The sequence below is a fragment of the Bacillus marasmi genome (assembly GCF_902168435.1).
Classification (GTDB): domain Bacteria; phylum Bacillota; class Bacilli; order Bacillales; family Cytobacillaceae; genus Bacillus_BU; species Bacillus_BU marasmi.
In genome coordinates this window covers 54,435-68,906 of sequence record NZ_LR656175.1, presented here as the reverse complement: position 1 = coordinate 68,906, position 14,472 = coordinate 54,435, and the positions used below count along the sequence as shown (strand labels likewise).

The window sequence follows — 14,472 nt, the reverse complement described above, 5'->3', positions numbered from 1 at the left end:
TTGATTGGAGCGGAAGGTGTGAGACTCCTGCGGGAGCAGCGGGACAGGTGAGACCCCACAGGCGCGAATGCGCCGAGGGTGAAAAGCGGAAGCGGCTCGCTCAGCCCCGACAAGCGCTGGAGGGCAAACGGATGAAGTCCGCATTTTGACTTCATCTGATTGACCGAAGTGTCTCGAGGGGCTAGCCGCTGCAGCTAGACAAGGCTCCCGACTAGCCCCACGGAAAGCGAAGCGCCCGGAACGGAAATCAACCATGCTCAAACAATATTTTTTTTAAAAATAACAATCACAATACGCGCCTAAGCGCATATCGAATTAAGGAGGATACAAATGAACGTTCAAACAGTTATGGTAATCGGAGCAGGCCAAATGGGCTCAGGAATTGCTCAAGTATGTGCCCAAGCAGGCTACAAAGTTTTCCTAAATGACCTTAAACCAGAATTCGTAGAAAGAGGTCTTGGCGGAATTAACAAAAACCTATCCCGCAACGTAGAAAAAGGACGTATCACTGCTGACACTCGTGATTCAATCCTTGCAAACATCACAGCTTCTACTGATCTACAAGACGCTTCACAAGTTGACCTAGTTATCGAAGCAGCAGTAGAAAACATGGAAATCAAATCAAAAATTTTCGCACAACTTGATGAAATCGCACCAGCTCACGCAATCTTAGCGAGCAACACTTCATCACTACCAATCACAGAAATCGCTGCAGCAACAAAGCGTCCTGAAAAAGTAATCGGTATGCACTTTATGAATCCGGTTCCTGTTATGAAGCTTGTTGAAATCATTCGCGGTTTAGCAACAGCTGACGAAGTTTACCAAACAATCGAAGATATGACTAAAACTTTGGAAAAAGTTCCTGTTGAAGTAAACGACGCACCTGGTTTCATCTCAAACCGTATCCTTTTACCAATGATCAACGAAGCAATCTATGCTTTACACGAAGGTGTTGCATCAGTTGAAGCAATCGACGATGTTATGAAGCTTGGTATGAACCATCCAATGGGACCGCTTACACTTGCTGATTTTATCGGCTTAGATACTTGCCTATACATCATGGAAACATTACACGAAGGCTTTGGTGACGACAAATATCGCCCATGTCCATTATTACGCAAATATGTAAAGGCAGGCTGGTATGGTAAAAAATCTGGCCGTGGTTTCTACGTCTATGAGTAAGGCGGTTCAAACACTCAATCAGGAGGGAATCGCAATGAACCTCAAGTTCACCGACGAACAAGAGATGATGCGCAACATGGTTCGCGATTTTGCTAAAACAGAAATCACTCCTTTTATTGAAAAAATGGAACAAGGTCACTTTCCACGCGAAATATTAAATAAAATGGGCGAGCTTGGCTTAATGGGAATACCAATTCCAGAAGAGCTAGGCGGCGCGGAAATGGATTTTATTTCCTATATTATTGCCATCAATGAGTTATCAAAGGTAAGTGCCACAATCGGTGTTATCCTTTCAGTTCATACATCTGTTGGCACAAATCCTATAGTTTATTTTGGCAATGAAGAGCAAAAGCAAAAATTTGTACCGAAGTTGGCTTCGGGCGAATATTTAGGCGCCTTTTGCTTAACTGAGCCACAAGCTGGATCCGATGCGAGCGGTATTAAAACGCGCGCGGTCAAGGACGGCGATGATTACGTCCTGAACGGATCGAAGATTTTCATTACAAATGGCGGGGAAGCCGACGTGTATATCACATTTGCGGTAACCGACCCGACCTTAGGCACTAAAGGCATCTCAGCCTTTATTGTTGAGAAAAATACACCAGGCTTTATCGTTGGCAAAGATGAGCATAAAATGGGCCTTCACGGTTCTAGAACGCTCCAGCTAACGTTCGAAAATATGAGAGTACCAGCTAGTAATCTGCTCGGCAAGGAGGGCGAAGGCTTTAAAATTGCCATGTCCAACCTAGATGTCGGCCGTATTGGTATTGCCTCTCAAGCGCTTGGTATCGCAGAAGCTGCCCTAGAAGCGGCAACCGAATATGCAAAAACTCGCTACCAATTTGGTAAGCCAATCGCTGCCCAACAAGGCTTAGGCTTTAAGCTAGCTGATATGGCGACAAGCGTTGAAGCTGCAAGACTATTAGTCTATCGTGCTGCTGACTTGCGTGCGAAAGGTCTGCCTTGTGGCATTGAAGCTTCAATGGCAAAGCTATTCGCTTCAAGAACTGCAGTCGAAGTTACTACTGATGCAATCCAAGTATTCGGTGGCTACGGCTACACAGAAGACTATCCAGTAGAACGCTACTTCCGTGATGCAAAAATCACTGAAATTTACGAAGGCACAAGCGAAATCCAACGCCTCGTAATTAGCAAACATTTAATTAAGTAAACTGCTGTGTTGTTTAAATTATGTTGATTGAAGTGGAAGGCATGAAGACTCCTGCGGGAGCAAAGGGCATGGGGAGACCCCACAGGCGCAAAGCGCCGAGGAGGCTCCCCGCACCGCCCGCGGAAAGCGAAGTGCCTGGAACGGAAATCAACTGGTAGCAGCAATCTAACTAAGCTACATAGTTCACATTCAACATACATTAATCAATTAATCCAAAGGGGATGTAATACAATGAACTTCCAATTAACTGAAGAACATGAAATGATTCGTAAAATGGTACGCGACTTTGCTCGCAACGAGGTAGCTCCAAGTGCTGCAGAACGCGATGAAAACGAGCGCTTTGATCGTGAAATTTTCGACAAAATGGCTGAACTAGGCTTAACTGGTATTCCTTGGCCAGAACAATATGGCGGAATCGGTAGTGACTACCTTGCATATTGTATCGCTGTTGAAGAACTATCTCGCGTATGTGCTTCAACTGGGGTTACACTTTCAGCTCACACTTCATTAGCTGGATGGCCAATCTTCAAATTCGGTAACGAAGAACAAAAACAAAAATACCTACGCCCAATGGCAGAAGGTAAAAGTATCGGTGGTTACGGCTTAACTGAGCCAGGCAGCGGTTCTGATGCAGGCGGTATGAGAACTACTGCTCGTCGTGAAGGCGATCACTACGTATTAAACGGTTCAAAAATCTTCATCACAAACGGTGGAGTAGCTGATATCTATGTTGTATTCGCATTAACAGATCCAGAAAACAAAACAAAAGGCACAAGCGCATTCATCGTTGAAGCTGGATTCGAAGGCTTCTCAGTAGGTAAGAAGGAAAAGAAATTAGGCATTCGTTCATCACCTACAACTGAAATCATTTTCGAAGAGTGCCGCGTGCCAGCAGAAAACCTACTTGGTCAAGAAGGTGAAGGCTTCAAAATCGCAATGATGACTCTTGATGGCGGCCGTAACGGTATCGCAGCTCAAGCTGTAGGTATTGCTCAAGGTGCTTTAGATGCAGCAATCGATTACGCGAAAGAGCGCGTTCAATTCGGTAAGCCTATCGCATTGCAACAAGGTGTTGGCTTCAAATTAGCTGACATGGCAACTAGCGTTGAAGCTTCAAGACTATTAACTTACCAAGCTGCATGGTTGGAATCTAAAGGTCTTCCATATGGTAAAGAATCTGCAATGTCTAAACTATTCGCAGGTGACACTGCAATGAAAGTTACAACTGACGCAGTTCAAATCTTTGGTGGCTACGGCTATACAAAAGATTACCCAGTAGAGCGTTTCATGCGTGATGCAAAAATCACTCAAATCTACGAAGGAACTCAAGAAATTCAACGTCTAGTAATTTCTCGTATGGTAACGAAGTAATAACAATATAAACCTCCTCTATGGGACAAAGATTGGGATAAAAGCTCAAGAAGTGTTCCGTAGAGGACCTCTATGAAACAAAACCGAGTTCAAAACTCGAGAAAGTGTTTCATGGAGTGCGTCTAACATCTTAAATGGGGTCACACACATAGAAACTAACTCACAGCCCCCAACTCAAAACTGCATAGGACGGTGAATAGGCGGTGGAATCGTGAAAAAGCGTGAAGTGCATGCATCTGTGAAGGATGAACGTCTTGTTAAAATAAGGCGGAACCAAATGATAAAAAGCGCTGTTGCTCTTTTTAAAGAAAAAGGTTTCCACCGAACCACGACAAGAGAAATTGCCAGGGAAGCCGGATTTAGCATAGGCACCCTATATGAATATATCAGGTCAAAGGAAGATATTTTGTACCTTGTCTGTGACAATATTTACGATGAAGTTCAAGATAAATTGCAAAGGGACTTGGCATCACACCAAGGCACTCTTGAAAGCCTGCGACATGGTATCGAAAATTTCTTCCGGATTATGGATGGCGTGCAAGAAGAAGTACTGGTCATGTACCAGGAAGCCAAATCGCTTTCAAAGGATGCCTTGCCCTATGTATTAAAGAAAGAAATCGGGATGGTCTCGATGCTTGAGGATGTCATTGGGCTAGTTGTTGAAAATGGGGAACTGAACATGACACCACAAGAGGTAAATCTGTTAGCCCATAACATTGTGGTCCAAGGCCAGATGTGGGGATTTCGGCGCTGGTCGATCCAAAAACAATATAATCTTGAGGATTATATTAAAATGCAAACAGATTGGATTTTTGAAGGATTAAAAGGATATATCACTAAAGAACCGGAGGGGAAAAAATGAGTGCAACTTTAACTTATAAGCCAAAACACCATATTAGATTTGTAACCGCATCCAGTTTGTTTGATGGTCATGATGCTTCCATTAACATCATGCGTCGAATTCTTCAAGGCAGTGGTGCAGAAGTTATTCACCTTGGACATAACCGTTCAGTTGAAGAGGTAGTAAATGCAGCGATTCAAGAGGATGCCCAGGGGATTGCCATTTCTTCCTATCAAGGTGGACACGTTGAATATTTTAAATACATGTATGACCTTTTAAAAGAAAAAGGCGCTTCACATATCCGTATTTTTGGCGGTGGCGGTGGTGTTATCCTGCCAAAAGAAATCGATGAACTTCAAGAATATGGTATCGCCGCAATCTATTCTCCAGATGATGGCCGTAACCTAGGTTTACAAGGTATGATCAATGATATGCTTGAAAAGAGTGATTTTTCAACTGTTGATCAAAATACTGCAGAAGCAATCAAACAACTCCCAACTGGCGATACAAACTCCATTGCAAAATTAATCACTCTTGCTGAACAGCATGTAGAAGCAGGAACAGAAGCTGCAGCAGCTGCTGAGTCTGTTTTAGAAGAAATCAAAACGCTTCAAAAAACAGTACCTGTTGTCGGAATCACAGGAACTGGTGGAGCAGGTAAAAGCTCATTAACGGATGAATTGATCCGTCGTTTCTTGAATGAGATTCCTGAGAAGCGTGTTGCGATTTTATCCGTTGACCCGACTAAACAAAAAACGGGTGGCGCGCTACTTGGTGACCGGATTCGCATGAATGCGATTTTCGATTCACGCGTTTACATGAGAAGCTTAGCAACTCGTCATTCAAAAAGTGAGCTTTCATTAGCAATTAAAGATGCTATTTCGGTTGTAAAAGCAGCTGGATTTGATCTTGTTGTTGTTGAAACAAGTGGTATCGGTCAAGGTGATGCAGAAATCGCTGAAATTTGTGACGTAGCACTTTACGTTATGACAAGCGAATTCGGTGCACCATCACAGCTTGAAAAAATCGATATGATTGACTACGCTGACCTAGTTGTAATCAACAAATTTGAGCGTAAAGGCTCTGAGGATGCGCTTCGTCAAGTTCAAAAGCAATATCAACGCAGTCGTGAATTGTTTGACCGTGATTATTCGGAAATGCCAGTTTTTGGAACTATTGCGAGCCAATTCAATGATAAAGGTACAAACGCACTGTTTGCAGCATTAATTGAAACAATTAATGAAAAAGCAGGCACTGATTGGACAACAACTTTCTCTAAAGAAGCTAAGGTAGAAAAGCAAAACATTATTATCCCTAATGATCGTCGCTACTACTTGCGTGAAATCACAGATACTGTTCGTGGCTATCACAAAAAAGCGATGGATCAAGTCGCAGTTGCTCGCCGCTTGTTCCAATTGGAAGGCGCTATTGAAGCAGTTAAAGAAAAAGAAGCTAATCCAGAAGTGCTTGCATCATTAGAAGCCCTTAAGGCTGATACAGAAACGAAGTTAACTCGTGAATCAAAACAAATCTTAGATACTTGGGAAGCAAAGAAAGCAAAGTATGCAGCTGATAAGTTTGTAACGAAGATTCGTGATAAGGAAATCGTAACGATTTTAAAAACAAAATCACTTTCTGGCACAGACATTCCGAAAGTGGCATTACCAAGATATAAAGAATACGGCGAAATCTTAAGCTGGGTATACCGTGAAAACGTTCCAGGTGAATTCCCTTATACTGCAGGGGTATTCCCGTTCAAGCGTGAAGGTGAAGATCCGAAGCGTCAATTCGCTGGTGAAGGAACTCCAGAGCGTACAAACCGTCGTTTCCACTATTTATCAAAGGATGATACTGCGAAACGTTTAAGTACGGCATTCGACTCTGTAACACTTTACGGCGAAGACCCAGATCACCGTCCGGACATTTTCGGTAAAATCGGTGAGAGTGGCGTAAACGTTTGTACATTAGATGACATGAAGAAGCTATATGCAGGCTTTGACTTATGCCACCCTGCAACATCTGTATCGATGACAATCAATGGTCCAGCACCAATCATCTTAGCAATGTTCATGAACACAGCAATTGCTCAACAGGTTGAGCGTAAAGAGGCTGAGCTAGGTCGTGCGCTTACTGAGGCTGAATTAGCAGAAGTTAAAGAGCAAACATTGCAAACTGTTCGTGGTACAGTACAGGCGGATATCTTAAAAGAAGACCAAGGACAAAACACTTGTATCTTCTCAACAGAATTTGCACTGCGCATGATGGGCGATATTCAACAATACTTTATCGACCATCAAGTACGTAATTACTATTCAGTATCGATTTCAGGCTACCACATTGCTGAAGCGGGCGCGAACCCAATTTCACAGCTTGCTTTCACGCTTGCAAATGGATTCACTTTCGTTGAGTACTATTTAAGCCGTGGTATGAACATCGATGACTTTGCACCAAATCTATCTTACTTTTTCTCAAATGGTCTTGATCCTGAGTATACTGTTATCGGCCGTGTGGCTCGTCGTATTTGGTCGACGACAATGCGCGATAAATACGGTGCAAATGACCGCAGCCAGAAGCTGAAGTACCATGTTCAAACTTCTGGACGTTCATTACATGCTCAAGAGATTGACTTTAACGATATTCGTACGACGCTTCAAGCGTTAATGGCTTTACAGGATAACTGTAATTCACTTCATACAAACGCTTACGATGAAGCTATTACAACTCCAACTGAAGAATCAGTGCGTCGCGCAATGGCGATTCAAATGATTATTACGAAGGAGCAAGGTTTATCGAAAAATGAAAATCCACTTCAGGGCTCATTCATTGTTGAAGAGTTAACTGACCTAGTGGAAGAAGCAGTTCTGAAAGAGTTTGAGCGCATGGATGACCGCGGCGGGGTACTTGGTTCAATGGAAACTCAATACCAACGTGGAAAAATCCAAGACGAATCAATGCTTTATGAAATGAAGAAGCATACAGGTGAGCTTCCAATTATCGGTGTTAACACTTACCTAAATCCGAACCCAGCTTCACAAGATGACATCAACAACATGGAAGTTGCTCGTGCATCCAATGAAGAAAAAGAACTACAAATCACAAACTTAAGAGCATTCCAAGCTAAGCATCAGGATCAGTTAGATGCTGCACTAGCTCGCTTACAACAAGTGGCTATTGAAGGAGGAAACGTCTTCGAAGAGCTAATGGAAACAGTTAAAGTGGCAAGTCTTGGTCAAATCACGCAAGCCCTATACAAAGTCGGCGGCCAATATCGTCGAAATATGTAGAACGAAAAGCGGAAGGGGCTTGCTCAGGAGCGACAGGCATAAGACGAATCACGCAAGAGACGTTAGTCTCTGGAGTGATTTGGCTTATGACCTCGAGCTCCTAGCCCCCGCAGCTAGACAGAACGAAAAGCGGAAGGCGCCCGCTTATCGGCGACAAGCATAAGGCGAGCAGGCCGAAAGGTTGGTTTTTACCTTTTGGACTGATTGACTTATGACCTCGAGCCGATGGTGCCTGCAGCTAGACATATTTTTCTCATAAAAGAAATAGGTCTGACACGTTCAGACCTATTTTTATTTGATTTTTTCTAATATAATCAAAATTAAGGGCGTGGCTTTTTTCTTATTTATGAAGTTAAAGCATTGCTTGACCTATACATATTTTGTTTGGATGTGGTGCGCTTGAAACAAGTCATGTATGTGATTTTGGCTATAGTAGTAGCAATAGGAACTTATTATCTTTATTCAAAACAGCTAGGCGCAATCCCGTTCTTCGCTATCTCTCTTTTTCTCTTTTATATTGCCTATCGGCAGCTGCGAAAATCAAAAGGTAGTCAGGGGAGCACCGATGATTCTCTTAAGTATGAGAAAAAAGTGAAGGAACGATAGATAGAACTAGCATAAACGGTAGGAATTTGTTTATAATGAAGAATATGTATTTTGGAGGATATTCCCGTTAGGGGTTTTAATAGTGAAAGGAAGTGCTGAACTTGGGTCTTCAACAGTATTCAAAAGAGCAATTACAAGAGATGTCTTTTATTGAGGTTGCTTACGAATTATTAGCTGAAAGAAAGCAAGCGGTTACGTTTCAAGAAATTATGGATGAAATTAAAAGTGTTTTAAACCTCAATGACGAGCAAGTAAAGAGCAAAATTGCACAATTTTATACAGATTTAAATATAGATGGACGCTTTTTGTGTTTAGGTGAAAATCGCTGGGGTCTTCGCGTTTGGTACCCAGTTGACCAAGTCGAAGAAGAAATCATTACACCAGTGAAAACGAAGAAGAAAAAGGCGAAGAAAGTGGTTGAGGACGACTTCGATGATTTCGATGAAGTTGAAGAAGACGAGGATCTTGGCTTCGATGATATCGATGAACTGGATGATGATGACGATATCCTTGACGAGGATTTAGAAATTGATGATGACGATGACCTAGATATCGATGATGACGACGATGATATCGAAGAAATTGAACTAGACGAAGATGATGATTTGGACGATGACGAAGACCTCGACGACGAGGACGAAAATTTATAATATGTTTTGTAAAGCGCTGGGCATGGTCCAGCGCTTTTTTGCGTGCTGCTTGAAATGCATTTTGGCGATTAAATCGTAAAAACGGCGATTAAATCTAAATTTCAGCGATTAAACTGAAAAAACGGCGATTAAATCTAAATTTCGGCGATTAAACTGGAAAAACGGCGATTAAACATAAGATTCCAATAGTGAAACTCGCCCCTGAGCAAGCCGCCTCCACTTTTCGATTGTCTAGTTCCGGGCGCCATCGGCTCGGGGGCACAAGCCAATCCGTCCAGAAGGCGAAAGGCAACCTTCTAGCCGGCTCGTCTTGTGCCTGTCGCCGATACCCAGGCGCCCTCCACTTTTCGATATTATCTTGACTTTTTCGACAGGCGCTTGTAGAATACTTTTTGGGCTCCTTAAAAAAGGACGACGTTAGTTTGATTCTTACAACGCTCCCTTACCATTATGGTAGGCGGAGCGTTTTTTATTTTTTTATAAAAGAAAAATCATACATATCCTTTCATTCTTTTTGATTTTTGAAATAGAGAGGATCTTCACCCCACAACTAAAATTGCGATGCAAGTCTTTAAATAAAGGCTAAAAAATTGTACAAACTTAACCTATGAGGAGGAAACTTTATGACAAAGTATATTTTTGTTACGGGCGGTGTTGTGTCATCGTTAGGAAAAGGGATTACCGCAGCGTCACTGGGCCGTTTATTAAAAAACCGAGGATTGAGTGTAACGATTCAAAAATTTGACCCATACATTAACGTGGATCCAGGAACTATGAGTCCATATCAACATGGTGAAGTATTCGTAACAGATGATGGCGCGGAAACAGACCTTGATTTAGGACATTATGAGCGTTTTATTGATATTAACCTAAACAAGTTTAGCAACGTAACTACAGGGAAAGTTTACTCATCTGTATTGAAAAAAGAACGTCGTGGAGATTATCTTGGTGGAACAGTACAAGTAATTCCACATATTACCAACGAATTAAAAGAGCGCGTTTTCCGTGCCGGTCATGAAACGAACGCAGATGTTGTCATTACCGAAATCGGCGGAACTGTTGGTGATATTGAATCACTACCATTCCTTGAAGCGATTCGTCAAATCAAGAGCGACATTGGCACGCACAATGTAATGTACATTCACTGTACGTTAGTTCCTTACATTAAAGCAGCTGGCGAAATGAAAACTAAGCCAACACAGCACAGTGTTAAAGAGCTTCGTAGCCTAGGTATTCAGCCAAACGTCATCGTCGTACGTACGGAAATGCCAATTTCTCAAGATATGAAGGATAAAATTGCCCTATTCTGCGATATCGATAAGAATGCAGTAATCGAGTGTGAAGATGCGGATACACTTTACTCCATCCCATTGGCGTTACAAGAACAAAATCTTGATCAAATCGTTTGCGACCACTTAAAGCTTGCTGTTCCAGAAGCGGAAATGACAGAGTGGAAGGCACTTGTAGAAAAAGTAACCAATTTATCTCGTAAAACTAAAATTGCTTTAGTCGGAAAATATGTAGAGCTTCAAGATGCTTACATTTCCGTTGTTGAAGCAATGAAACATGCAGGTTATGCTTTTGATGCGGATATTGATATCGATTGGATTAACGCAGAACACGTTACCGAAGAAAATGTTAGCGAGTTGCTTAAAGACGCAGACGGAATTCTTGTTCCAGGCGGCTTCGGCGATCGTGGTGTTGAAGGGAAAATCCTTGCAACTCAATATGCACGTGAGCAGAAAAAACCGTTCCTTGGAATTTGCTTAGGAATGCAATTAGCATCAATCGAGTACGCACGCAATGTACTTGGCTTAAAAGATGCACATTCATCTGAGTTAAATCCTGAAACACCATACCCAATCATCGACCTATTGCCTGAGCAAAAGGATATCGAGGATATGGGCGGAACATTGCGCCTTGGCTTATATCCATGTAAGCTAACTGCAGGTTCTAAAGCTTACGAAGCATACGGAGACGAGGTTGTATACGAACGCCACCGTCACCGTTATGAATTCAACAATCACTTCCGTCAAGATATGGAAGCAGCTGGCTTCGTCTTCTCTGGTACAAGCCCAGACGGCCGCCTAGTTGAAGTAATTGAACTTAATGATCATCCATGGTTTGTGGCATCTCAGTTCCACCCAGAGTTCAAATCAAGACCAACTCGTCCGCAGCCATTATTCCGTGACTTTATCAAAGCATCCCTTCAATACGGGGAAAAATAAATATAAAAAAACCTCGCCGTTTTGTGAAAGCGGCGAGGTTTTATTATTGTAGATGGTTAGTATTTGAAGAGTTCGAGCATAACTTGATTTTATCGAGCATTTCCTTCCGTAGTTGAGCGTATATGCTGTTTTATGGGCAAAAATTGATAAAGCTGAGCATAGAAATTTTTAAGTCGAGCATAAAAATCGGAAAGCCGAGCATAAATTCCGAAAAGTCGAGCATAAAATTTGAAAAGCCGAGCATATATTCCCGAAAGTCGAGCATATAATTTTTTTGCCTCTAAATTAAAAGTAGAATTCATTCGAATTTCTTTCAATTTGCTTATTTTCGGTTTGTTTTGTTGGTTTTCAGCTTATTTTTACATTGTAATTTTTAATATTTAAAAAAATAGATAAATTTTTAAGGAAAAACGCTTATAATTGATCAATTTTGCTTAACTCAAGAATCTTAATCCAAAGATAGCACAATTCAGCCTACTCATAGTCCGCTAAAATTTCCTCTAACGTGAAGCGCAGGCCATAATAAGCAAATAAACCAGCCATTGCGCCTGGATACCCGACCCGATTGCCTGTTTCATCTGGGATTAAGCCACGCTCAAGCTTCAAGTCGATCACCGCATCTGCCGAACTGGTAATACTTCCAATGGAATCGTCGTCCAGAACCGTACAAACCACCACAAACGGAATCCCGCGCTCAGATAATTCCTGTCCAACTGTGAGAGCAGCATCATCATTTGAATACCGTGTAAACAAAACAACTCGGTCCGCGCTAGTTACTTCCTCAATTCCGCGCCAATTTCGGATAAACTTGAGCGGCTCCGCACCTTCAGTCGCCTCCGCCGCCATCGCCGCCATCTCGCCATTACCATAAATATAAACATGCCCGTCACCAACAACAGCCTGAGCTAACAAGCGGGCCCCATCTTCAAACGAGAATTCATTTACCTCTTGAATTTTTTTAAATAATCCAGATAATTGAGTTGAAAACATTTTTAACATGAAAAAGCCGCCTCCAAATGTGAATTTCTATATCAAATTATATTAGTAATCGACAAAAAGGCAAAAAATCTGTCGAAACAAATTTACAAGAAAAACAATATTGAAAAAGGGATTAGGAAGGAAATTATCCAATCATAATCGAAATATAACAATTGGGTAAGAAATATGCCATAATTGTTTAGTGTGGTTAAGAAATGCTAACCGATGGCAAAGGTCAAAGGCAACGAGAATAATTATTATTTTTTATAAAAAAGCAAAAATAAGTTAAGCATAAAAAATGAAGAGGGTGGACTCATGAAAGGCAAGGTTTTAATTGTAGATGACCAATTTGGGATTCGTATTTTGCTCAATGAAGTATTGCAAAAGGAAGGCTATCAAACTTTCCAAGCAGCCAATGGTGTGCAAGCGCTAGAAATAGTGAATAAAGACACTCCTGATTTAGTTTTATTAGATATGAAAATTCCAGGTATGGATGGAATTGAAATCTTAAAACGCATGAAGGTTGTGGAACCGGATATTCGCGTCATCATTATGACCGCATATGGCGAGTTAGATATGATTCAAGAAGCGAAGGATTTAGGAGCATTAACGCATTTTGCAAAGCCGTTTGATATTGATGATATTCGTGCGGCAGTTCGTAAATATATACCTGTTTCTTCAAATTAATATGCTACGATAAGAGCTTGAAAAATCTATATTTTTCGGGCTCTTTTTACAAAAATAAACAAGTAACCGTTTGCTTTATGAACAAAGTGTAAATCGATGTCGGAACCATAGCAATTCTAAAATCTTTTTGGTATTATACAAAGGGAGTTTGATAGGTCGCATGGATTTTTATCATAGGCAAAAGTAATATACATAATCATGAGATTTGAAGGTTACCCTGTAAAAGAAATATTGCTTATGTAAAAGTAACTGCGATCACCAAGAAGGAGGAAGTAAAGAATGCCTTTAGTTTCAATGACGGAAATGTTAAAAAAAGCAAAAGCAGAGGGCTATGCTGTTGGTCAATTCAACCTAAATAATCTAGAATTCACACAAGCCATTCTTCAAGCAGCAGAAGCAGAAAAGTCACCAGTAATCCTTGGTGTTTCTGAAGGTGCAGCTCGTTATATGTCTGGTTTCAAAACAGTTGTAAAAATGGTAGAAGGTCTACTAGAAGACCTTAACATTACTGTTCCTGTTGCGATTCACCTTGACCATGGTTCAAGCTTTGAAAAGTGTAAGGAAGCAATCGACGCTGGCTTTACTTCTGTAATGATTGATGCATCTCATCATCCATTTGAAGAAAACATCGAAATTACAACTAAAGTAGTTGAGTATGCTCACGCAAAAGGTGTTTCTGTTGAAGCGGAATTAGGAACAGTTGGCGGACAAGAGGACGATGTTGTTGCTGAGGGTATCATTTATGCTGATAAAGATGAGTGCGTTGAATTAGTTACACGCACAGGTATCGACTGCCTTGCACCAGCACTTGGCTCAGTTCACGGTCCTTACAAAGGTGAACCTAAATTAGGCTTTAAAGAAATGGAAGAAATCGGAAATGCTACTGGTGTACCTTTAGTACTTCACGGTGGTACTGGTATTCCATTGAAGGATATTCAAAAATCTGTATCACTTGGTACAGCTAAAATTAACGTAAATACAGAAAACCAAATTGCTTCTGCGAAAGTAGTTCGTGAAGTATTGGCGGCTAAACCTAATGAATACGATCCTCGTAAATACTTAGGTCCAGCACGCGATGCGATCAAGGAAACTGTTATTGGCAAAATACGTGAATTTGGTTCATCAAACAAAGCGTAACTTTGTTGCATAGATCCTGTGAAACCGCCCTCCTAAAAGAGTGCGGTTTCACTGTATTATTTATCTTCTGATTTTTAATGCAAAGCAAGCATTACTTACCCTTTACAGCTATACAGTAAATTTATGAATTTAGGACATCTTTCCTATTTTTCTGTATAAACATATGAATAATTTGTACAGAATGCTAGTAAAAAAACACTATGCCTTTTGCAATGGAAAATGATACCTGTATAATAGAGAATGAGAAAAGCTTTATATTATTATATAGGTTAGAATAGGCAAGGCGCTTATGCTTGACTTTTGACCGTGAGTTTTGGGTGCCTTGTACTAGTCTCTA

At 41.2% G+C, this 14,472-nt stretch carries 11 protein-coding genes; 10 read left to right on the top strand and 1 reads right to left on the bottom strand.

All coding sequences use genetic code 11. From position 1 onward, the window contains the following. Window positions 1-330 precede the first annotated feature (330 nt). From FXW34_RS16005 to FXW34_RS15970, 8 genes are all read left to right on the top strand, one after another. Window positions 331-1,182: a 3-hydroxybutyryl-CoA dehydrogenase gene (locus FXW34_RS16005; RefSeq protein WP_147535014.1), complete on the top strand. Its 852-nt coding sequence runs from the start codon at window positions 331-333 to the stop codon at window positions 1,180-1,182. Window positions 1,183-1,216: 34 nt separating this feature from the next. Beyond that, window positions 1,217-2,353, top strand: a complete 1,137-nt coding sequence (locus FXW34_RS16000) for an acyl-CoA dehydrogenase (RefSeq protein WP_147535013.1) — start codon at window positions 1,217-1,219, stop codon at window positions 2,351-2,353. Between the two features lie 231 nt (window positions 2,354-2,584). Beyond that, window positions 2,585-3,724, top strand: coding sequence for an acyl-CoA dehydrogenase (locus tag FXW34_RS15995; protein WP_147535012.1), 1,140 nt, complete (start codon window positions 2,585-2,587; stop codon window positions 3,722-3,724). 211 nt (window positions 3,725-3,935) lie between these two features. Next, window positions 3,936-4,586 (top strand): TetR/AcrR family transcriptional regulator, encoded by a 651-nt coding sequence (locus FXW34_RS15990; protein ID WP_147535011.1) that lies wholly within the window; start codon window positions 3,936-3,938, stop codon window positions 4,584-4,586. Continuing rightward, entirely contained in the window at window positions 4,583-7,849 is a 3,267-nt protein-coding gene (gene icmF / locus FXW34_RS15985) for a fused isobutyryl-CoA mutase/GTPase IcmF (protein WP_147535010.1), read from the top strand. Before FXW34_RS15990 ends, icmF begins: the two co-directional genes overlap by 4 nt. Window positions 7,850-8,248: 399 nt before the next feature. Continuing rightward, window positions 8,249-8,455, top strand: a complete 207-nt coding sequence (locus tag FXW34_RS15980; RefSeq protein WP_246141113.1) for a hypothetical protein — start codon at window positions 8,249-8,251, stop codon at window positions 8,453-8,455. Window positions 8,456-8,556: 101 nt separating this feature from the next. Continuing rightward, window positions 8,557-9,105: a DNA-directed RNA polymerase subunit delta gene (rpoE, locus tag FXW34_RS15975; RefSeq protein ID WP_147535009.1), complete on the top strand. Its 549-nt coding sequence runs from the start codon at window positions 8,557-8,559 to the stop codon at window positions 9,103-9,105. Between the two features lie 623 nt (window positions 9,106-9,728). Then, window positions 9,729-11,333 carry a CTP synthase gene (locus FXW34_RS15970; RefSeq protein ID WP_147535008.1) on the top strand — a complete coding sequence of 535 codons (1,605 nt, stop codon included), beginning with the start codon at window positions 9,729-9,731 and terminating at the stop codon, window positions 11,331-11,333. 474 nt (window positions 11,334-11,807) lie between these two features. On the opposite strand, the gene FXW34_RS15965 is transcribed toward FXW34_RS15970, so the two are convergent. Next, the gene (locus FXW34_RS15965) at window positions 11,808-12,332 is read right to left on the bottom strand and encodes a DUF2529 family protein (RefSeq protein ID WP_147535007.1); all 525 of its coding nucleotides are present in this window, start codon (window positions 12,330-12,332) and stop codon (window positions 11,808-11,810) included. Between the two features lie 294 nt (window positions 12,333-12,626). Here FXW34_RS15965 and FXW34_RS15960 point away from each other — a divergent pair, with 294 nt between their 5' ends. Together FXW34_RS15960 and FXW34_RS15955 are read left to right on the top strand one after the other, a co-directional pair. Then, complete coding sequence (locus FXW34_RS15960; protein ID WP_147535006.1) at window positions 12,627-12,998, top strand: response regulator; 372 nt, start codon at window positions 12,627-12,629, stop codon at window positions 12,996-12,998. A 279-nt stretch (window positions 12,999-13,277) separates the two neighbouring features. After that, window positions 13,278-14,135 (top strand): class II fructose-bisphosphate aldolase, encoded by an 858-nt coding sequence (locus tag FXW34_RS15955; RefSeq protein ID WP_147535005.1) that lies wholly within the window; start codon window positions 13,278-13,280, stop codon window positions 14,133-14,135. Window positions 14,136-14,472 lie beyond the last annotated feature (337 nt).

Excerpts from the sequence above, each read along its gene's own strand:
- FXW34_RS16005 (WP_147535014.1), top strand. The coding sequence starts at position 331 with ATGAACGTTCAAACAGTTATGGTAATCGGAGCAGGCCAAATGGGCTCA.
- FXW34_RS16000 (WP_147535013.1), top strand. The coding sequence starts at position 1,217 with ATGAACCTCAAGTTCACCGACGAACAAGAGATGATGCGCAACATGGTT.
- FXW34_RS15995 (WP_147535012.1), top strand. The coding sequence starts at position 2,585 with ATGAACTTCCAATTAACTGAAGAACATGAAATGATTCGTAAAATGGTA.
- icmF (WP_147535010.1), top strand. The coding sequence starts at position 4,583 with ATGAGTGCAACTTTAACTTATAAGCCAAAACACCATATTAGATTTGTA.
- FXW34_RS15970 (WP_147535008.1), top strand. The coding sequence starts at position 9,729 with ATGACAAAGTATATTTTTGTTACGGGCGGTGTTGTGTCATCGTTAGGA.
- FXW34_RS15965 (WP_147535007.1), bottom strand. The coding sequence starts at position 12,332 with ATGTTAAAAATGTTTTCAACTCAATTATCTGGATTATTTAAAAAAATT.
- FXW34_RS15960 (WP_147535006.1), top strand. The coding sequence starts at position 12,627 with ATGAAAGGCAAGGTTTTAATTGTAGATGACCAATTTGGGATTCGTATT.
- FXW34_RS15955 (WP_147535005.1), top strand. The coding sequence starts at position 13,278 with ATGCCTTTAGTTTCAATGACGGAAATGTTAAAAAAAGCAAAAGCAGAG.